Below are 20,095 nucleotides of genomic sequence, written 5' to 3' on the forward strand. Positions count from 1 at the left end.
AGGTGCGGGCGTTCCAGGAGGCGGCGCCGAGCGCGTCGTGCGGAGACAGGCCGGCGGCGGTGAGCGCGGTGATCTCGTCGGCGATGCGGCCGTGGCGGATGGAGCCGCCCGCGTCGGTGCCCGCGTAGATGGGGACGCCCGCGTCGTAGGCGTTGGCGACGGTGCCGCGCACGCGACGGTGCAGGTCGCGCATGTGGGCGGCGTAGGTGGGGAATTTGCCCGCGCCGTCGGCGATGTCGGGGAAGGTGTCGATATTGATGAGGGTCGGCACCAGGGCGGTGCCGTGTTCGACCATCATCGCGACGGTGTCGTCGGTCAGTCCGGTGCCGTGTTCGAGGCAGTCGATACCGGCGTTGATCAGGCCGGGCAGCGCGTCCTCGCCGAAGACGTGGGCGGTGACGCGCGCGCCGTTGGCGTGGGCGGCCTCGATGGCGTCCTTCAGGATCGCGTCGCTCCACAGCGGACGCAGATCGCCGACCGAACGGTCGATCCAGTCGCCGACGATCTTGACCCAGCCGTCGCCGAAACGGGCCTGTTCGGCGACGATATCGGGCAGGTCGCGCTCGTCGTCGAGTTCGATGCCGAGTTCGCGGATATAGCGCTTGGGGCGGGCGATGTGACGACCCGCGCGGATGATGCGCGGCAATTCGTCGTGGTCGTCGATGAACCTGGTGTCGATGGGTGATCCGGCGTCGCGCAGCAGCAGCGCGCCCGCGTCGCGTTCGGTCTCGGCCTGCGCGATGGCGCCGTCGCGGTCCTCGTGTCCGCCGCCGTACCGGATCCCGACGTGGCAGTGCGCGTCGACCAGGCCCGGCACGATCCAGCCCCTGTCACACAGGGTTTCGGCCCCGGGCACCGGCTCGTCGGTCACCAGCCCGTCATGGACCCACAGATCCCGCACCTCGTCATCGGGCAGAACCACACCGCGTAGATGCACAGCGACCTCCTGACGTCTCGGCTGCGTCGAACCTACCGCGCCCGCCGATCGGCGACACGGCGGCCGAGACCATCCGAGGCGAACTCGCGGTGACAGCCGATGTCGAGGCCGAAGCGGTTACGGACGCACCGCGGTCAGCGAGTCGATCGCCGCTTGCAGCGCGGCGGTCGCGTCCTCCGCGACGGGGCACAGCGCCCGGTCGTCGGTGACCTCGACCATCACCTGCGGATTCATCGCCTCGACGATGATGTCGGTCTCGGTGTCCGGATCCCGGCGCACGATGACATTGCAGGGCAGCAGCAGCCCGATCCGGCGGTCGACGCCGACGGCGCGGTGCGCGAGCGACGGATTGCACGCGCCGAGGATGAGGTAATCCTCCATGTCCACGTCGAGTTTGGCCTTCATGGTGGCGCGCATATCGATTTCGGTCAGGACACCGAAACCCTGCCGGGCGAGCGCGTCACGGGTGCGATCGACGGCCTCGTCGAAACCGGTGCGCAGCGTGGTCGACAGTCCCAATTCCATGATCGTTCCTTCCGTGTTCGAGCCGTTTCCCCTTTTCATCGCCCCTTTCCACTATGGCACCGAGTGCGGGGTCACCACCGCGCCGCCGCCACGAACAGACGCGAATCGGCCGCCGTCGGAATGTCGACGGCGGCCGATTCGTGAGGAGGTAGCCCCTACTGTTTCGGGAATTTGAACTTGCTGAGGTCGAAACCTTCGAGTCCGGGCGGCAACTGGTCCAGACCGGGCGGCATATTCGAGATATCCATCCCCGGCGGCAGCCCCGGCATTCCGGCGGGCATTCCGGGGATTCCGCCGCGCATCTTCGGCGGGGTCGGTCCGCGACCGCCCTTCTTACCCTTCTTGCCCTTGCGGTTGTTTCCACGACGCGCGCCGGGCATCCCCATCTGGCGGCCCATCATGGCCATCATCTTCTTCGCGTCGAAGAAACGGTCGACGAGCTGGTTCACCTCGGAGACCTGTACGCCGGAGCCGTTGGCGATGCGCAGCCTGCGCGAGGCGTTGATGATCTTGGGGTTGTCGCGCTCGGCGGGGGTCATACCGCGGATGATGGCCTGCACCCGGTCGAGTTGTTTGTCGTCGACCTGGGCCAGCACATCCTTCATCTGGCCCGCGCCGGGCAGCATGCCGAGCAGGTTTCCGATCGGGCCCATCTTACGGATGGCGAGCATCTGATCGAGGAAATCCTCGAGCGTGAGCTCGCCGCTGCCCATCTTGCGCGCGGCCTCTTCGGCCGCCTGCGCGTCGTAGACCTGTTCGGCCTGCTCGATGAGGGTGAGCACGTCGCCCATGCCGAGAATGCGACTGGCCATCCGGTCCGGGTGGAAGACGTCGAAATCCTCGAGCTTCTCACCGGTGGAGGCGAACATGATCGGCGCACCGGTCACATTGCGGACCGAGAGGGCCGCGCCGCCGCGTGCGTCGCCGTCGAGTTTGGTGAGCACGACGCCGGTGAAGCCGACTCCGTCGCGGAACGCCTCGGCGGTGCTGACCGCGTCCTGGCCGATCATCGCGTCGAGGACGAACAGGGTTTCGTCCGGCTGGACCGCGTCGCGGATACCGGCGGCCTGGCGCATCAGCTCGGCGTCGATGCCGAGACGGCCCGCGGTGTCGACGATGACCACGTCGTACTGCTTGGCCTTGGCCTCGGCGACACCGTCGCGTGCGACCACGACCGGGTCGGCGGCCGCGATGCCGAGCGGATTCTCACCGGCGCCGATGGAGATGCCGGGATGCGGGGCGAAGACGGGGACGCCCGCGCGTTCACCGACGACCTGCAACTGGGTGACGGCGCCGGGACGCTGGAGGTCGCACGCGACCAGCAGCGGCTGATGTCCCTGTCCCTTCAGCCATTTCGCGAGTTTGCCCGCCAGGGTCGTCTTACCGGCGCCTTGCAGGCCCGCGAGCATGACCACGGTCGGCGGATTCTTGGCGAGGGCGAGCCTGCGGGTCTCGCCGCCGAGGATGGTGACAAGTTCCTCGTTGACGATCTTGACGACCTGCTGGGCCGGGTTGAGCGCCGCCGAGACCTCGGACCCCTTGGCGCGTTCCTTGATCTTGGCGATGAAACCGCGCACGACAGGCAGGGCGACGTCGGCATCGAGCAGAGCGAGTCGGATCTCGCGGCAGGTGGCGTCGATGTCGGCCGGTGACAGACGCCCCTTACCGCGCAGATCCTTGAGGGCACCGGTAAGCCGGTCGGACAGGGATTCGAACACCGATCGCGCTCCTGATCTCGGGGGACATCACCGGGGACGGGTATGAGTACCGTCTAGTGAAATGACTACCTTCTGATCAAGGGTAATCGGATCACCCGTACCGGCGCGCAACCGGTGTGTCCTCCGAGGTCACAGGAGTTCGATCAGTCGAGCACGCGGGCGCGCGGCTCGACGGTCTTGCGATAGTCGTGGTTCTCCAGGGCCACCATGAATGTCGCCTCGCGGGCGGTGAGCCCCAATTCCAACGCGAGGTCGTCGAGCAGGGCCCACTCCGCACCGGTCCGCATCTCGCGGGTGGCGACGGTGGTGGCGATGGTCATCGCGGTCACCGCCTGCCTGCCGGTCAGGGTGCGCCCGGGTAGCCAGGAAACGACCCAGCGGTCTCCGCCGACACACCGAGCCATATGTGTCGTCTCGTCACTCGTCATCATCGAAGCCGAAACAACCTCAATTGCCACCGACATGCTCCCCTCGTACTAAGGCGATAGGGCGGGACGCTCTGATCGTAGGGTGCGCAAGGCAGCACGCCGATATGTTCCAGCAAATAGTCTGCAACGGTTTGATTGCTGGCGATTTTTACTGGAACAGCCGGATATAGACGAGCGGACTGGACATTTGGCAAACAACTAGGAAACCTGATCGCCGCCCGGTGTCGACGGCTCGTCGGGCTTCTTGGGCGCGGGTCGTGGCACCACTTCCAGGACCGCCTTCTCGATTGCCTCGCGCCGCGCCGGGCCGGTGTCGGAACCCAGCTCGAGACCGAACACGTCCACCACCGCGGAGCCCATCGTGACCGCCTTCGCCCACCGCACATTCGCGCCCGCGGCGGCGAAGGTCGCGGCCAGCCTGCTCAGCAGTCCGATCCGGTCCTCGGCGCGCAGTTCCAGGATCGCCTGTCCCTCATTCGAGCCGTCGAACCAGATCACCCGAGGCTGAGCCTGCGCGTAGGGACTCGGCCCCACACCGGTCGCCTCGCGTTCCCGCTTGGCGAGCAACGCGGTCAGATCGAGTTCGCCCGAAGTCGCCCTGATCAGTTCCTGGCGCAGCAGCCCGGCGTCGGGCGGATCGCCGAATTTCGGTGAGACCACGAAGGTATTGATCGCCGAGCGGCCCTCGCCGCCGACCGAGGCCGAGAGCACACGCAGCGAATGCAGGGCGAGAACACCCGCCGCGTCGGAGAGCAGACCCGCCGTGTCGGGCGCGATCACCGTGACGGTGTAGGTGTACTTGCCCTCGCCCGGACGCAGATCGACGTGCACGCCGCCCGCCTCGGCCCTTTCCAGCAGTTCCGCGGCGATGGGTTCCGGGGTCGGCAACGGGTCACCGGCCATGACCAGGCGGCACCGGCGCACCAGTTCGCCGATCAGCGAGGCCTTCCAGTCCCCCCACACACCGGGCCCGGTCGCCAGCGAATCCGCCTCCGCGAGGGTGTGCAGCAGTTCCAGTAATTGCACGTCGCCGTCGAGCGCGTCGACGACGTGCTGCACCGTGTCCGGGTCGGCGAGGTCGCGGCGGGTGGCGGTTTCGGGCAGCAGCAGGTGGTAGCGCACGATCGCGCTGAGGGTCCGCACATCCGAAGGCCACAGTCCGAGCCGACGTCCGATGTGGGTGGCCAGTTCCGCGCCGACGACGCTGTGATCGCCCGCGCGTCCCTTGCCGATGTCGTGCAGCAGCGCGCCGAGCATGAGCAGATCGGGGCGGGCGACCCGGGTGACCAGCGCGCTGGCGTAGGCGACGCACTCCATGAGATGGCGATCCACGGTCCAGGTGTGCACCGCGTCGCGCGGCGGGAGATCGCGTACCGCACCCCATTCGGGCAGCAGCCTGCCCCACAACCCGGTGCGGTCGAGCGCCTCGATCGCGTCGATGGTGCCGCGACCCGCGCCGAGCAGCACGAGCAGATCGTTGACCGCGTCCTTGGGCCACGGCTCCCGCAATTCGGGCGCGTCCTCCGACAGCCGGTTCAAGGTGGTCGCCGACATCGGCAGCCCGGTCTGCGCCGAGGCCGCCGAAACCCGCATGATCAGCCCGGGATCACGTTGCGGGCGGGCGTCTCGCGCCAGCACCACCTCGCCCGCGTGCTCGACCACCCCCTCATCGAGTGGTCGTCGCACCGGCATCCGACGCAGCCGCGCCAGACCGCGCCGCGGCAGCGCGTTCGCGGCGGTCCGCAGGCCGACATCGACGGAGTAACTCACCGTGCGCGCGGAATCGCTCAGTGTGCGAGCCAGATCGAAGCGATCCCCGATCCGCAGGGCCGCGCCGATCTCGTCGGCGTCCTGGGCGCGCAACTGATCTCGCGCCCGGCCCGCGACCCGGTGCAATTCCGTCCTGACGTCGAGCAGCCTGCGGTGGGCCTGTTTGAGCCCGCCGCCGGGCACGTCGGGGCCGAGGCCCGGCATCGCGTCGGTCAACTGGGCGATGGAAAGGGCGTCGAGCAGTTGAATATCGCGCAGCCCACCGCGACCGTTCTTCAGATCGGGTTCGGCCCGGTGCGCGATCTCGCCGCTGCGCTGCCAGCGGGTGGCGGCCTGGGCGATCAATTCGTCGAAGCGAGAACGAATTCCGTTGCGCCATTCCCGTCGCACCCCGCCGATCAGCAGGTTGCTCAGTTCGACGTCACCGACGATATGCCTGGCCTCGAGCATGCCGAGCGCGGCGATCAGATCGTCGTTCGCGACACGCAATGCCTGCGGGACGGTGCGGACACTGTGGTCGAGTTTGATGTGGGCGTCCCAGAGGGGATACCAGAGTTGGTCGGCGACCTCGGCGACCCGGGCCGGATCGACATTGTCGTGCAGCAGCACCAGGTCCAGATCGGAGTACGGCAGCATCTCCCTGCGGCCGAGTCCGCCGACCGCGACGACCGACAGTCCGCTGTCGGCGGTGATCCCGAGTTCGGATCCTTTACTGGACAGCCATAATTCGTAGAGGTCGACCAGGGCCGAACGCAGCGATTCCGCGTCGAGCCGAGGATTGCGGGGCATTCCGCCGTCGAGTAATTGTTCCCGTGCCCTGACCAGATCGGCGGCACCGTTGGAAACCCGGTCTCCGCTGTCACGATCGCTACCCACTACCCCACCGCCCGTCAGATGCTTGCGGCCCCGCTCCGACCGGAATTCCGGTGGGAGCGGAGCCGCTGCTCGATTTCGATTTTTCCGTGTCGACCTTGCGCTTACAGCGCGTCGGTGCCGCGTTCGCCGGTCCTGACCCGGATGATCGCCTCGACGGGCGTCACCCAGACCTTGCCGTCACCGATCTTGCCGGTGCGCGAGGCCTCGACGATCACCTCGACGACCTTGTCGACCGACGCGTCGTCGACGACGACCTCGACCCGGACCTTCGGCACGAAATCGACCGAGTACTCCGCACCGCGGTACACCTCGGTGTGGCCCTTCTGCCGTCCGTAACCCTGCACCTCGCTGACGGTCATACCGAGCACGCCCGCCTGTTCGAGCCCGGACTTCACGTCCTCGAGTGTGAACGGTTTGACGATTGCCGTGATCAGTTTCATTGTCGTCATGCCTCCTTGACGAGCGAGCGTGCCGTGCCACCCACAGCAGCGAAATCGTATGCGGTCTCCGCGTGCTCGGACTCGTCCAGACCCACCGACTCGCCCTCCTCGTCTTTACGCAGGCCGATCGTGAACTTGATGGCGTACGCGATCACGGCCGTAGCGACCAGGGAGTAGGCAAGCACGGTGAACGCACCGACGGCCTGCAGCTTCAACTGCTCGATCCCACCACCGTAGAACAAGCCCTCGACCGCCGCCGGAGCTTCCGGCGCGGCGACCAGGCCGATCATGAGGGTTCCGACCAGACCACCGACGAGGTGGACGCCGACGACGTCGAGCGAATCGTCGAAGCCGAACTTGAACTTCAGGCCGACCGCGAGGGCGCACAGGGCACCCGCGACGACACCGATGACCACGGCGCCCAGCGCGTTCACCGAGGAACAGGCCGGGGTGATGGCGACCAGACCGGCCACGATGCCCGAGGCGGCACCCAGCGAGGTGGGCTTGCCGTCACGGAACTTCTCGACCAGGATCCACGCCAGCATGGCCGCGGCCGTGGCGATCGTGGTGGTGAGGAAGGTGGCACCGGCGATGCCGTTGGAGCCGACAGCGGAGCCGGCGTTGAAGCCGTACCAACCGAACCACAGCAGACCGGCGCCGAGCATGACGAACGGCAGGTTGTGCGGACGGAACGGGGTGCCCGGCCAGCCCTTGCGCTTGCCGAGGACGATGGCCAGCACCAGACCGGCGGCGCCGGCGTTGATGTGGACCGCGGTACCACCGGCGAAGTCGATCGCCTTCAGGTTGTTGGCGATCCAGCCACCGGCCTCACCGGTGTAGCCGTCGAACGCGAACACCCAGTGCGCGACCGGGAAGTACACGACCGTTGCCCAGATTCCGGAGAAGATGAGCCAGGAGCCGAACTTCAGGCGATCGGCGACAGCGCCCGAGATGAGTGCGACGGTGATGATCGCGAACATCAACTGGAACGCGACGAATACCGACAACGGGATGGTTCCGTTCAAGGGAACCGCGGCAGGTGCCGCCGGATCGGTGGAGGCAAGGTAGCTACCGCCGAATACGCTCTTCAATCCGAAATATTGACCCGGGTCTCCGATGAGATTGCCTTTGTCCTCGCCGAATGTCAGCGAGAAGCCGTACAGCACCCACAGGATCGTGATCAAGCCCATGGAGCTGATGCTCATCATGATCATGTTCAGCACGTTCTTGGAGCGGACCATGCCGCCGTAGAAGAACGCGAGTCCGGGTGTCATCAAGAGCACGAGTGCTGAACTGGCCAGCATCCATGCGGTGTCACCGGCGTCCGGCGCGCCGATTACGGGAAATGCCACCTTAATGTCCTCCTCATCTCGGGCCCAGCCGACTCCGGCAAATGGACCTGCACAAGAGGTTCCTCACTCGGTGTTTCATCCGTCATGCTGCAATGTTTCACCTGCGTGAACGGATGGCGGAGTTGTGTTGCCGCCACGTTTCGCGGTGTACACCACGGGTTTCCGCCCCCGCGTGAAGCCGGTGCCGCGCCACCCGAAATATGACTACCCGACAGTAGGTCATGTGTCACATTCCCCCGGGGAGCGCGCGATGTTTGCGGGATCTCCGCGCGAGGACAGAAAGAATGTCACCACTCCCTCCCCCTTCACGAAGAAATCTGCGATCAACCGCAAAGCAGCAAACCCTCCGCACAACCGCTACCTACGGTGAGCCCCCATTCGACCCCTCCGAACGAACCCGCCCCGCCCACGGTGAGCCCATATACGAACCCTCCGAACCGAAACCGGCCCCGCCCGGCGCGAGTCTTACGAGCGCCCGGTTCGCGGCCGTCTCGCGTCCGAGCGGTCGAAGCGCATGCGCCGAAGGCGCGAGTCTCGACCGCTCGGACGCGAGACGGCCGCGAACCACGCCGCGCCGCAGGCGCGGCCTAACCAAGGAGCGCGTCCACGAAGGCGCCGGGCTCGAACGGCGCCAGATCGTCGGCGCCCTCACCGAGCCCGACGAGCTTCACCGGAACCCCCAACTCGTGCTGAACCTGGAAGACGATTCCGCCCTTGGCCGTCCCGTCGAGTTTGGTGAGCACCACACCGCTGATGTCGACGACTTCGGCGAAGACCCTGGCCTGGGTGAGGCCGTTCTGGCCGACGGTGGCGTCGAGTACGAGCAGTACCTCGTCGACCTTCGCCTTCTTCTCCACGACGCGTTTGACCTTGCCGAGTTCGTCCATCAGGCCGGTTTTGGTGTGCAGGCGGCCCGCGGTGTCGATGAGGACCACGTCGACGCCGCGTTCGATACCCGCGGCGACGGCGTCGAAGGCGACGGCGGCGGGGTCGGAGGCTTCCTTGCCGCGTACGGTCTCGGCCCCGACCCGTTCACCCCAGGTCTGTAGTTGGTCTGCGGCGGCGGCGCGGAAGGTGTCGGCCGCGCCGAGCAGTACCCGGCGGCCGTCGGCGACGAGCACCCGGGCCAGTTTGCCGGTGGTGGTGGTCTTGCCGGTGCCGTTGACGCCGACGACGAGCAGGATCGACGGGTGGTCGTCGTGCGGGAGCGCGCGCACCGATCGGTCGAGTTCGGGGCGCAGCGCTTCGATCAGCACATCGCGCAGCACGTCGCGGGCCTGATCGGGGGTCCGCACGCTGCGGAGTGCCATTTCCTCGCGCAGCCGGGCGACGATGGCGGCGGTGCTGGCGGTGCCGAGGTCGGCGAGGACGAGGGTGTCCTCGACCTCTTCCCACGAATCCTCGTCGAGATCGCCGCCGCCGAGCAGCCCGAGCAGGCTCTTGCCCACGGCGTTCTGGGAGCGCGACAGACGGCCGCGCAGGCGGATGAGGCGGCCCGCGGTGGGTTCTATCTCCTCGAGCGCGGGAGCGGTCGTCTCCGGCGCGGTGAGGGCTGTCTCCGGCGCGACGGTGGCGGGGGCGTCGGTCGGCGCGGATAGCGTGTCGGGTTCGGCGAGCCCGATCCCGTCGGAGGCTGCCGCGGCGGTGCCGGGCGTGGAGGTTTCCGCCGCGGCGGTACCGGGCGCGACAGTGTCGGCCCGGGCGGTATCAGGCGTCGTGAGGTCGGGCGCGACTGTGCTGGTCGCGCCGGTATCGGGTGTGGCGGTTGTCGCCCCGTCTGCGGTCGCCGTGCCGTCCGGCTCGGCGAGGGCGGTACTCGTGGCCGACGCGCCCGCTGATCCGTCGGTGTCGGGTGCGGCGGTCGCCGTATCGGGCGCGACGGCTGTCTCGACATCCGCGTCCGGCAGCGGGACATTGGTGATCCCGCGTTTGGGCGCGTCGCGCGGGATCGCGGCGTCGTCACCGATATGCGGTTGGCCCTCGGTGTCGGTCCGTTCGATCGGCGCGGGCTCCGGGCGTGTCGGCGTCGCCGTGCCGCCGCCCTGGCTGAAGCTGAAGCCGCCCGAGGCGGTGTAACCACCCGATCGGTCGGTCAGCTCCTTTTCCTCGGTCGGTGGCGTCAGCGATACGCGGCGACGCTTGTACAGGACGAATCCGGCCACAAACGCCACCAGCAGCAGCGCGGCGACAACGGCGATCAGAATCCAGGCTTCGGAACTCACGCCGACCATCCTTGCAGAACCCGGCGCGGATGCCGGTCGCCGCGTCGCGCCGCAGGTAGTCGGCGCGCGGGCATGCGCTGGGGGCGGCGAAGAGGCCATCGACACAGCCCCCGAGATTTCTTGTCCTGCGGAACTTCTCGCGAAGTGACAATAGGATCGGCCACGTGACCGATCGAAACGTGCTTGGGGGGCCGCTGGAAGAGTGCGGCGCCGATCCTCTCACCGGGTTCTACCGGGATGGCTGCTGCAGTACCGGGCCGGAGGATCTGGGAAGCCATACAGTATGCACTGTTGTCACGGCCGAGTTCCTCGAGCATCAGGCGTCCATCGGGAACGACTTGAGTACGCCGCGTCCGGAGAACAATTTCCCCGGACTGCAACCGGGCGACCGCTGGTGTGTGGTCGCGGTGCGCTGGCTGCACGCGCACGAGGACGGCGTCGCCGCCCCCGTCGTACTGGCCGCCACCCACGAGAACGCGCTGGAAGTGATCTCCGTCGAGATCTTGCGGAAATACGCCGTCGACGTCCCCGACGACGTCAGCGACCTGCTCTGAGTCCCCCACCGACGCCCTGAACCACGGCAGCCCGCACGGAGTCCGGCTGTCGGGCTCTCGCATGCCCGGACGCCGGTGTCTCCCACGATGCGGATGAGCGCCGCTCGCCGTGCGTCGCACACACCTGCCGAGGCGGCACTGTGCCGCGCGACGGATGCCCTCGCTCACCTCCGCGCCCGATCGGCCGAATCGGTCGACATAGACGACACGACAGTCCCGTATACCGGTTCAGCGGCGCGCCCCGCTCACGATGCCGAACCGACCGCCCGACGCCTGCGGTGCGCCTTCTGGCGGCAGGCCGCCGAGCAATACCGCGCGGGCCGCCCCATTCCGGTGCTGCGCACCGGGCCGCGACAGATCGGGCACCGCGCGACAGTGGCACTTTCGTTACGTTCCGGCGTTTCGTAGCGGTCATCACTCTCCGGCGCACGTTTCGTTACCGAAGGTGCGGTGGGATTCGTGCGCAGTGCGTCGAGCACCAGGGCGGCGGCGCGGACCAATTGCCCGTCGGGGCGTTGATATCGCTGGATCGCAACACATCCGGTGAACAGATCCTGGACATCGGCGGCGGTGATGTCGGCGCGGACCGACCCTTGACGCTGGGCGGCGCGCAGCAGTTCCTCCAGCGCGCGTTGGAAGCGTTCCCCCGCGCCGCGCAGCAGGGCCTTCGGCCAGCCGTCGTCGGATTGGACCAGATCGCACAACGCCTGGTTGCCGGGGCTGCGGGCGACCACCTCGGTGCAGACCGCGAAGAAGGCGGCCCCCGGGTCGGGGTCGCCGAGGCGAGATGTGGCGAGCCGGGCGAGACCGTCCACCCGCTGCTGCATAACCGCTTCCAGCAGATCGGTTTTCGTCGGGAAATGCCGGTACACGGTGCCCGCGCCGACGCCTGCCCGCCGCGCGATCTCGATGAGGGACACCCCGGTCCCGTTTTCCGCGAAGGCGCGTTGAGCGGCGTCGAGAACACGACCGCGATTGCGCCGAGCGTCGGCGCGACCGAACCCGTCACGCGGGAGCGAAGGGGCGGACATTCGTTACGGCCTTCCATTTCGAGTGCTGGCCAGGGTGCGCGGCGGCACCATACGGTGCTGATACGGGTTGATCGACCCGATTCTACCGAGACTGTCCGATCGGACGAAGTCCGTTCGGACCGAAAGGTCAGCATGTCCTCTCAGCACGATCCGATCCTGGTCACCGGAGCGACCGGCCAGCAGGGCGGCGCCACCGCGCGCGCACTTCTCGCCGACGGCGTCGCCGTGCGCGCGCTGGTCCGCGACCCGCTGTCGGCAGCCGCGCGCGATCTCGCCGTGGCGGGCGCGGAATTGGTGACCGGTGACCTCGACCGACCCGAGAGTCTCGCGCCCGCTGTCACGGGCACGCGCGGTGTCTTCCTGGTGCCTCCGGTGGCCTTCGGGCCCACCGGGTGGGATGTCGATCTGGAGGCGAGCCGCGGCATCCACGTCATCGAGGCCGCCGCGCGCGCCGGGGTCGACCACATCGTGTTCACCGGAGTCGCGTCGATGAGCCGCGACAGCCAGCGTGACGCCGAGGGCAAGCGACGTATCGAAGCGGCGCTGATCGACGGCCGGACCCGCTACACGGTGCTGCGACCGGTGCGGTTCATGGAGAACTACCTGATCCGGGATTTCCCCATCGACGGCATCGTCGACGGCGTGAACCACCACATCTTCCGGGCCGATCGCCCGTTGCAGATGATCGCGGTGGCTGATATCGGGGCATTCGCCGCTATGGCCTTCGCGAATCCCGACCGCTTCCACGGCGAAATCCTCGAGATCGCCGGTGACGATCCCACTCCCGACGATGCCGCGGCGACCATCACCCGCGTCACCGGTCACCCGGTCCGCTACCAGGAACTCACCGAGGCCGAAGCCGAGGCGTTCGGCACGGAGATCGCCGGTGCCTGGCGTGTGTCGCGCGAAACCGGCGGCTGGCGTGCCGACATCCCCGCGCTCCGGGAACTGCACCCCGGCCTGCTCACCCTCGAAACCTGGCTGACCACGGGCGGATCCGCGAAACTCGCGGCCGAGCGCGATCAGCAACGGGCCGACGCCGGACACTGATCGAACGGGCACGCCCTCGCGACGGTGGTTCTCAGCTCGCGGACCGCACCCGCGACGGCTCGTCTCCGCGCAGACGCTGGGAGATGACCTGGGTGATGCCGTCGCCGCGCATGCTCACGCCGTAGAGGGCGTCGGCGATCTCCATGGTCGGCTTCTGGTGCGTGATGACGATCAGCTGACTCTTCTCGCGCAACTGCTCGAACAACCCGATCAGACGCCGCAGGTTGGTGTCGTCGAGTGCGGCCTCGACCTCGTCCATCACATAGAACGGTGACGGGCGGGCCCGGAAGATGGCGACGAGCAGGGCCACCGCGGTCAGCGATTTCTCGCCGCCGGACAGCAGCGACAGTCGTTTGACCTTCTTGCCCGGCGGCCGCGCCTCCACCTCGATACCGGTGGTCAGCATGTCGGAGGGGTCGGTGAGCACCAGCCTGCCCTCGCCGCCGGGGAACAGTTTCGCGAAAACGCCGACGAATTCGCGTTCCACGTCCTCGTAGGCCTCGGTGAAGACCTGAAGGATGCGCGCGTCGACTTCGGCGACCACCTCCAGCAGATCCTTGCGGGCGCTCTTGACATCCTCGAGTTGGGTGGCGAGGAAGTTGTAGCGCTCCTCGAGCGCGGCGAACTCCTCGAGCGCGAGCGGGTTCACCTTGCCGAGGGTGGTGAGATCCTTCTCGGCGCGTTTGGCCCTGCGCTCCTGGCTCGCGCGGTCGTAGGGCATGGGGGCGGGCGCGGTGACCTGCTCGCCGCGCTCCTTGGCCTGTTCGTATTCCTGCCATTCCAGATCCGAGGGCGGCAGCGGCACATCCGGACCGTATTCGGCGATCAGATCCGACAGCGCGATACCGAACTGCTCGGCGATATTCGCCTCCAGCTGTTCGATGCGCAGCGCCGCCTGGGCCTTGGCGACCTCGTCGCGGTGCACCGCGTCGGTGAGCTGGGACAGCTGGACGGTCAGCGCCCGCGCCCGCTCCTTGACCTGGTCCACCTGGGCCGCGGCCTCGGTGCGGCGGCGCACCAGGTCGTCACGCCGCGTGCTCGCCTCGGCCACCACCTTCTCCAGTTCGGCGGCGATCCTCGCACCGGATTCGGCGACCGCGGCGGCGACTCCGGCGGCTTGGCGGCGGGCGGCCTGTGCGCGTTCGGCGCGGGCGCGGGCCTCCCGTTCGGCACGGGCCGCGCGACGCAACGAATCGGCTTTGCCCCGTACCGATTCGGCGCGTTCCTCGGCGGTGCGGACGGACAGGCGCGCCTCGACCTCCATCGAGCGGGCCTCGGCCAACGCGGCGGCGGCTTCCTCGCGGTCGCGTCCGGCCGATTCGGTGCCCGCCGCGCCCGCTCCGTCGTCGTCGCCCTGTTCCAGTTCGACCGCGCGCAGCCGATCCTCCAATTCGGCCAGCGCGGTGAGGGATTCCTCACGGTTCGACTCGGCCACGTCGCGCTGTCCGGTGAGTCGTTCGCTGTCGCGCTCGGCGGCGCGGGCGGCTTCGCCGAGTCTGCCGAGCCGGTCGTAGATTCCGGTCAGCGCCTGATCGGATTCGTGCAACGCCAGCAGCGCCTGGTCGACGGCGTCCTTGCGGTCGGCCTGTTCGTCCAGCGCGCCGGACAGCGCCGCTTCCAATTCCTCGGCACGTCGTTGCGCGGCGGTGAGGTCGGCCGCGGCCGTATCTATGTCGGCCTGGATCTCCAACTGGCTGGGCGCACGATCGGACCCGCCGAGCACCCAGCCGCTTCCGGCCAGGTCACCGTCGCGGGTGACGACCCGCAATTGCGGACGTTCGGCGATCAATCGCGTCGCCTCGGCGAGATCGGACACCACCGCCACGCCCGCGGTGAGCGCCGCGATCGCCCCGCGCACCTGTTCGGGGCAGTCGACCACATCGCCGAGCCAACGGGCGGAATCGGGCAGGGGCGCATCGAGCGCAGGTGTCGCCGTGCCCGTGTCGAAGACCAGCGCGACCCGTCCGCCGTCGGCTTCCTTCAAAGCCCGGACCGCGGCGTGCGCGCCGTCGCCGGTCTCGGCCGCGACGGCGTCGGCGAGCGGACCGAGGGTCGCGGCCACCGCGGCCTCGAAACCGCCGTGCACCCGCAGCATTCCCGACAGCGGGCCGAGCAGTCCGTCGACGCGTTGCTCGGCCAGCCAGGCCGCGCCGTCACGCCGCGCCAGATTCATGCTCAGCGCCTCGATGCGCGCGCTCAGCGACGCCACCCGTTTACTCGCGTCGCGATCCTGTTCGCGCAGTTCGGTGACGCGCTGGTCGGCCAGTGCCATGGCTTGCACCGCGTGTTCGTGCTGGGCGTCGAGTCCGGCCTCACCCGATTCGAGTTCCCCGAGTTCGTTCTGGACCGACTCGAATTCGGCCCCGGCGATCTCGCCGCGCTGCCGCGATTCGGTGATCGCCAGCGACAGCCTCGCGATATCGGCATCGAACGATTGGCCCCGGGTGCGCAGGTTGTCGACCTGTCCGGCGAGCCTGGCCAAACCCTCGCGGCGATCCGCGATGGCCCGCACCGCCGCCAGATGCGCCTGTTCGGCGGCCTTGGCCGCGTACTCGCGCTCGTGCAGCGCGTCGCGCGCCGCCTCCAGGGTTTCGGTGGCCATCTCCACCGCTTCGCGCAGTTCGGCTTCCTCGGCCTCGACGCGCGCCGCCTCGGCCTCCAGTTGGTCCGGGTCGCGGCCGGTGCCGACCTGGGTCTCGGTGTGCAGGTGCCGGGCCCGGTCACCGGCGATCCGGAGGGTGGCGTTCACGCGTTCGGCGAGCGCGGAGAGCTGGAACCAGATCTGGGCGGCGGCCTCGGCACTCGGCGTGAGCCGGGAGAGCTGGAATTCCTGCTGGGCGAGCGCGGCATTGGCGGCGTCGAGTTCGGACTGCACGGTGATCTGCTGCTCGCGCGCGTACGCCTCTTTGCTCTGCTGACTCTCCAGTTCACCGCGGCGGGTCACCAGATCGTCGGCGGCCAGGCGCATCCGCGAATCGCGCAGGTCGGCCTGCACGGTCTGCGCGCGTCGCGCGACCTCGGCCTGGCGCCCGAGCGGTTTGAGCTGGCGGCGCAATTCGGTGGTGAGGTCGGTCAGGCGAGCCAGATTGGCCTGCATCGCCTCGAGTTTGCGAACCGCCTTCTCTTTGCGCTTGCGGTGTTTGAGCACACCGGCGGCCTCTTCGACGAAGGCGCGGCGGTCCTCGGGACGCGATTCCAGGATGGCCGAGAGCTGTCCCTGCCCGACGATGACGTGCATCTCGCGCCCGATACCGGAATCGCTGAGCAGTTCCTGCACATCCATCAGACGGCAGGAACTGCCGTTGATCTCGTATTCGCCCGCGCCGTCACGGAACATGCGCCGGGTGATGGACACCTCGGCGTAGTCGATGGGCAGCGCGCCGTCGGAGTTGTCGATGGTCAGGGTCACCTCGGCGCGGCCGAGCGCCGCGCGGCCGGTGGTTCCGGCGAAGATGACGTCCTGCATCTTGCCGCCGCGCAACGCCTTCGCACCCTGCTCACCCATGACCCAGGTGAGCGCGTCGACGACATTGGATTTGCCCGAACCGTTGGGACCGACCACACAGGTGATGCCGGGCTCGAAGCGCAGTGTCGTCGCGGACGCGAAGGATTTGAACCCCTTCAACGTCAGGCTCTTCAGGTGCAAATTCGGACGACCTTTCCGTCTTCGATGCGGCCGACAGTACTGGGAGACGACCAACCGTGCCCATCGGCCGAGCGGCGCGTACCCGCTGACCGGCGGGCAGCCCGGTCCAGGTTATCGAGTCATCGGGCGATATCGGGTATCCGGGTGTGCTCCGCGTTTGCCCCGAGGCCGTCGTTGCGACACTCGCCCGCGCCCGGCACGGCGTTGACCTGTGCGGGAAGTCCTGCGGCCGAGCCGGGAGCCGGACCTCTACTCGATCACCGCAACCGCCGAGGGGCGGGTTCGCGCGCTTTTCACGGGGCTCGCGCGTGCCCGCCCCGTGTCGATCAGGGCGCAAACTCTGCCATGAAAGCCTCACTGGGCTTACCATCCACGTGATTCGCCAGCGGAATGTTGTTCGGGAGTATTGCCGATGCCAGCCCCCACACTCGGGACCAGCACCCGCTACCGGCTTGCCCGTATCACCGCCCTGGTGCTCGGCAGCCTGGTCTTTCTCTACGCCTGTGAACGCAGCCGCAGTTCGATGCTCTCGGATGTGCTCGGCGAGGTGCTGCTCGCGGCCTGTCTGGGAATCGCGGGGATCGCCGCGGCCTGGTTCGAGATCTCGCTGAGCAATCGGACCGCCGAACAGGAAGCCGCCGAGACCGGCGAATCCGGTGAGTTCCTCCTCGAATCCGAGGGACGGCGGATCCGGGCGCGGATCGCGCCCTCGGGCAATCTGGTGTTCCACGGCAGGGAGATCTCCGACGGCCCGCAGGCCCACGAGTGGTCGTGGACCTTCCGTCCCACCACCTTCCCCGCGATCCGGACCGCGCTCGGCGGCGGTGACGGCGAACTGGTGCGACTACTCGAGGAGATCGTCCCCCGACTGGATCGGCACAGTCGCCGCGACCCCGGCGCGTGGGTGCGCGCGCACGGCATCACCGCGACCTACCGCGAGAAGGGCGACAACCCCAGCCACGCCACCCGCAAACTTCCGATACTCAAACGCGGTCTTCCACGCGAATTGCAGACCGGTCGGGTCGCCGCCATCGGGGCGGGAACGACCGCCGAGCCCGCGGCGCCGGTCCGGCGCGATGCCACGCGCCCGCCGTCCGGCCCGAACCCCCGGGTCACGCCCGAACCCGCGCGGGTATCGGTCCGAGGTGGTCGCCGTGCCGATCGGGACGTCGATGAGTCCGACCTCGACGACATCGTGGATTCCGCGCCCGCCGAAGACTATCCGCCGTCGTTGCGCGACCGGCTCGACCAGGCGCGCGGGCTGCTGGCCCGCGTGATCCCACAGCGCCGCGCCGACGACGACTTCGACGAATTCGACGACCTCGAGGACGAATACGACGACGAGTACCGCGACGATCCGGACGACGAACTGTTCGCCGCCGCCGATCGCTCCGACTACCGGCCCGCTCCGGCCGACTACGACGACTATGCCGAATACGACGTCCGCTACGACGACCTCGGACCGCGACGCCCTGCACGCGGTGACGGCACGACCACAGGTGCGGCACGCCGCAACGGGTCCACCGCGACCGAGCGCGCCGACACGGGCGGCAGGCGCGCGATGCCCGCGCGAACCGCCGACGAGCGGGTGGCACCGGCGGGGCGCGAACGTCGCGCCCCCGAACCGGACCGGCATCGGCGCGCGGACCGGGTCGCGGCACCGGCCGCCGCGCAGTCCCGTCGGGAAGACTCCGATTCGGACCGCAACGGCCGACCCGTTCGTGACCGCGGGGAAGCGGCCCACGACCGGTCGGTCACGCAACGATCCGAGTGGCCGGTCCGGCCTGCCACGGACTCGGCACCGCCTCGATCCCGTCGCGCCGGGCACGATTCGGGGCCACAGCCCGCGGTCGAGTCGCCATCCAACCGATCCCGTCGCGCCGCACACGAGTCGGGGCAACCCGCGGCCGACCACGCCTCCAGCCGCTCCCGTCGCTCCACACACGAGTCAGGTCCGCAGTCGGCGGTCGACCCCGCTTCGCCCCGATCCCGTCGCGGCCTACCCGATCCGGAACAGCTTGCGGCCGAACCGACACCGAGCCGCTCGCGCCGCCCCGCCCGCGATTCGGGGCCGCAGCCCGCGGTCGAACCGACCTCCGACCGATCCCGTCGCGCCGCACACGAGTCGGGTCGACAGCAGGCGATCGGTCCGACGTCGAGCCGCTCGCGCAGCGCATCGCACGACGCGGAGCGGCAGTCCGCAGCCGATCCGGCCGCGACCAGATCCCGTCGCGCGGCGCACAACTCGGGACCGCAGTCGGCGATCGACGCCGCCGCTCCTCGATCACGTGGCGCGGCACGCGATTCGGGGCAACAGTCGGCGGGGGATCCTGACGGCCGGACCCGGCGCGCGCCGAGTGATCCGGGGCGTGAGCCCGCCGGTTCGACGCCTCGGGCGCGTACGCCGTCCGCACGCGCGAACGGCGCGGTGCCGGCCGAGTCGATCGATGAGGGGCGTCGCGGGCGTCGCGATCAGGACGACTATCCGGTCGATCGCCCGACGCGCAGGCCGGTCGTGGCGGCAGAGCCGCGTGACCGTCGCGCACCGTCCGAGGAGCCTCCCGCCCGTCGTGCCGCGGCCGCGCGCGAGGGCGACGCGCGACGCGATCAGGACGCGCGACGGCAACCGCCCGCGAGCAACGGGACACGCGCGGCGAATTCGCGGTCGGCCCAGCCGGAGTCGAATCGCCACGGCCGGTCCGCACCGGAGACGTCGGGGCGCGAACGTTCCGAGCGCGCCCGGTCGCAGCCCGCGCGCACACCGCTCGAACCCGCACGGGCCGCCGACACTGCACGGCGGCGCGCTCCCGTGACCTCCGACCGCAGGGTCGACGGCGCGTCCGCCGCGCGGTCCCGTCGAGATTTCGACGACGACGACTACTACGACGACGTGCCGCGCTCCCGCCACGGCAGATAGCGGGCGACATCGCGCCGCCCGCGATGCTCACACGCGCTTGCGGTGATGACCGGATTCGAATCCGGTCACCATTCGGAACGCGAGGACCGCACCCCACGGTCCGATCACCCAGACCGGCCAGAAGTAGGTGAGTTCGCCGACGCCGAGCGAGATCGCGCCCCAGATCACCAGTACTAGCAGGCTGACTCCCAGCCACGAGGCGCCTTCGATGCGCTGCCAGAGCGGAATCCGGGTCCGGGTGACGCCGGTGTCGCCCGGGGCCTGCTGTGAGAGTCGGGGCAGGTCGGAGAGCACCAGCGCCAGATCGTCTCGGGTGGCGGTGGCGTAGACCTTCGCCACGCGCTGGTCGTATTCGGCGAGGTCGAGCCTGCCTTCGGCAAGATGTGTGCTCAGTAGCCCCACCACATGGTCACGCTCTTGGTCCGATGCCCGCATACCGGTCGCGATATCCATATCCGATTCCTTATGTCGTTGTTCGTACGGCCGCGACACCGCGGTCATATTCCACATTGGAATGTAACTCAAGGATGAATCCTCCAATGTGGAATGTCAACCGTTTGCCCCGGGCCCCGTGGCGCGCCGATCCCGTGCACGGCAGGATGGGCCCTGTTCGAAAGCGACAGGCCGAA

General features: G+C 68.8%; 14 protein-coding genes. 3 read left to right on the forward strand and 11 right to left on the reverse strand.

Going from position 1 to position 20,095, the window contains the following annotated elements:
• From JZ792_RS15545 to ftsY, 8 genes are all read right to left on the reverse strand, one after another.
• The coding region (locus JZ792_RS15545) for an amidohydrolase family protein (protein ID WP_216911180.1) at window positions 1-937 on the reverse strand (937 nt) is incomplete at its 3' end.
• Window positions 938-1,054: 117 nt separating this feature from the next.
• Window positions 1,055-1,462, reverse strand: coding sequence for a DUF302 domain-containing protein (locus tag JZ792_RS15550; protein ID WP_216911181.1), 408 nt, complete (start codon window positions 1,460-1,462; stop codon window positions 1,055-1,057).
• 155 nt (window positions 1,463-1,617) lie between these two features.
• Complete coding sequence (gene ffh, locus JZ792_RS15555; RefSeq protein WP_216911182.1) at window positions 1,618-3,180, reverse strand: signal recognition particle protein; 1,563 nt, start codon at window positions 3,178-3,180, stop codon at window positions 1,618-1,620.
• 143 nt (window positions 3,181-3,323) lie between these two features.
• Entirely contained in the window at window positions 3,324-3,608 is a 285-nt protein-coding gene (locus tag JZ792_RS15560) for a hypothetical protein (RefSeq protein ID WP_408637484.1), read from the reverse strand.
• Between the two features lie 198 nt (window positions 3,609-3,806).
• A complete protein-coding gene (locus JZ792_RS15565) occupies window positions 3,807-6,254 on the reverse strand; it encodes a [protein-PII] uridylyltransferase (protein ID WP_308165310.1) in 2,448 nt (815 codons plus the stop codon).
• Window positions 6,255-6,355: 101 nt separating this feature from the next.
• A complete protein-coding gene (locus tag JZ792_RS15570; RefSeq protein WP_039799550.1) occupies window positions 6,356-6,694 on the reverse strand; it encodes a P-II family nitrogen regulator in 339 nt (112 codons plus the stop codon).
• 5 nt (window positions 6,695-6,699) lie between these two features.
• Complete coding sequence (locus JZ792_RS15575; protein WP_308165311.1) at window positions 6,700-8,046, reverse strand: ammonium transporter; 1,347 nt, start codon at window positions 8,044-8,046, stop codon at window positions 6,700-6,702.
• A gap of 587 nt (window positions 8,047-8,633) precedes the next feature.
• Window positions 8,634-10,277: a signal recognition particle-docking protein FtsY gene (ftsY, locus tag JZ792_RS15580; protein WP_254189878.1), complete on the reverse strand. Its 1,644-nt coding sequence runs from the start codon at window positions 10,275-10,277 to the stop codon at window positions 8,634-8,636.
• Between the two features lie 155 nt (window positions 10,278-10,432).
• Here ftsY and JZ792_RS15585 point away from each other — a divergent pair, with 155 nt between their 5' ends.
• Window positions 10,433-10,822, forward strand: coding sequence for a DUF2237 family protein (locus JZ792_RS15585; RefSeq protein ID WP_109529650.1), 390 nt, complete (start codon window positions 10,433-10,435; stop codon window positions 10,820-10,822).
• 245 nt (window positions 10,823-11,067) lie between these two features.
• On the opposite strand, the gene JZ792_RS15590 is transcribed toward JZ792_RS15585, so the two are convergent.
• Complete coding sequence (locus tag JZ792_RS15590; RefSeq protein ID WP_216911184.1) at window positions 11,068-11,853, reverse strand: TetR/AcrR family transcriptional regulator; 786 nt, start codon at window positions 11,851-11,853, stop codon at window positions 11,068-11,070.
• Between the two features lie 132 nt (window positions 11,854-11,985).
• On the opposite strand from JZ792_RS15590, the gene JZ792_RS15595 reads away from it, so the two are divergent.
• Complete coding sequence (locus JZ792_RS15595; RefSeq protein WP_216911185.1) at window positions 11,986-12,903, forward strand: NmrA/HSCARG family protein; 918 nt, start codon at window positions 11,986-11,988, stop codon at window positions 12,901-12,903.
• A 31-nt stretch (window positions 12,904-12,934) separates the two neighbouring features.
• Here JZ792_RS15595 and smc read toward each other — a convergent pair whose 3' ends face one another.
• Window positions 12,935-16,549, reverse strand: a complete 3,615-nt coding sequence (gene smc / locus JZ792_RS15600) for a chromosome segregation protein SMC (protein ID WP_216911186.1) — start codon at window positions 16,547-16,549, stop codon at window positions 12,935-12,937.
• A 412-nt stretch (window positions 16,550-16,961) separates the two neighbouring features.
• On the opposite strand from smc, the gene JZ792_RS15605 reads away from it, so the two are divergent.
• Window positions 16,962-19,466: a hypothetical protein gene (locus tag JZ792_RS15605; RefSeq protein WP_216911187.1), complete on the forward strand. Its 2,505-nt coding sequence runs from the start codon at window positions 16,962-16,964 to the stop codon at window positions 19,464-19,466.
• Between the two features lie 27 nt (window positions 19,467-19,493).
• Here JZ792_RS15605 and JZ792_RS15610 read toward each other — a convergent pair whose 3' ends face one another.
• Window positions 19,494-19,991, reverse strand: coding sequence for a DUF1707 SHOCT-like domain-containing protein (locus JZ792_RS15610; RefSeq protein ID WP_254189879.1), 498 nt, complete (start codon window positions 19,989-19,991; stop codon window positions 19,494-19,496).
• Window positions 19,992-20,095 lie beyond the last annotated feature (104 nt).

Origin of the sequence: Nocardia noduli, assembly GCF_019038455.1 — a bacterium.
Classification (GTDB): domain Bacteria; phylum Actinomycetota; class Actinomycetes; order Mycobacteriales; family Mycobacteriaceae; genus Nocardia; species Nocardia noduli.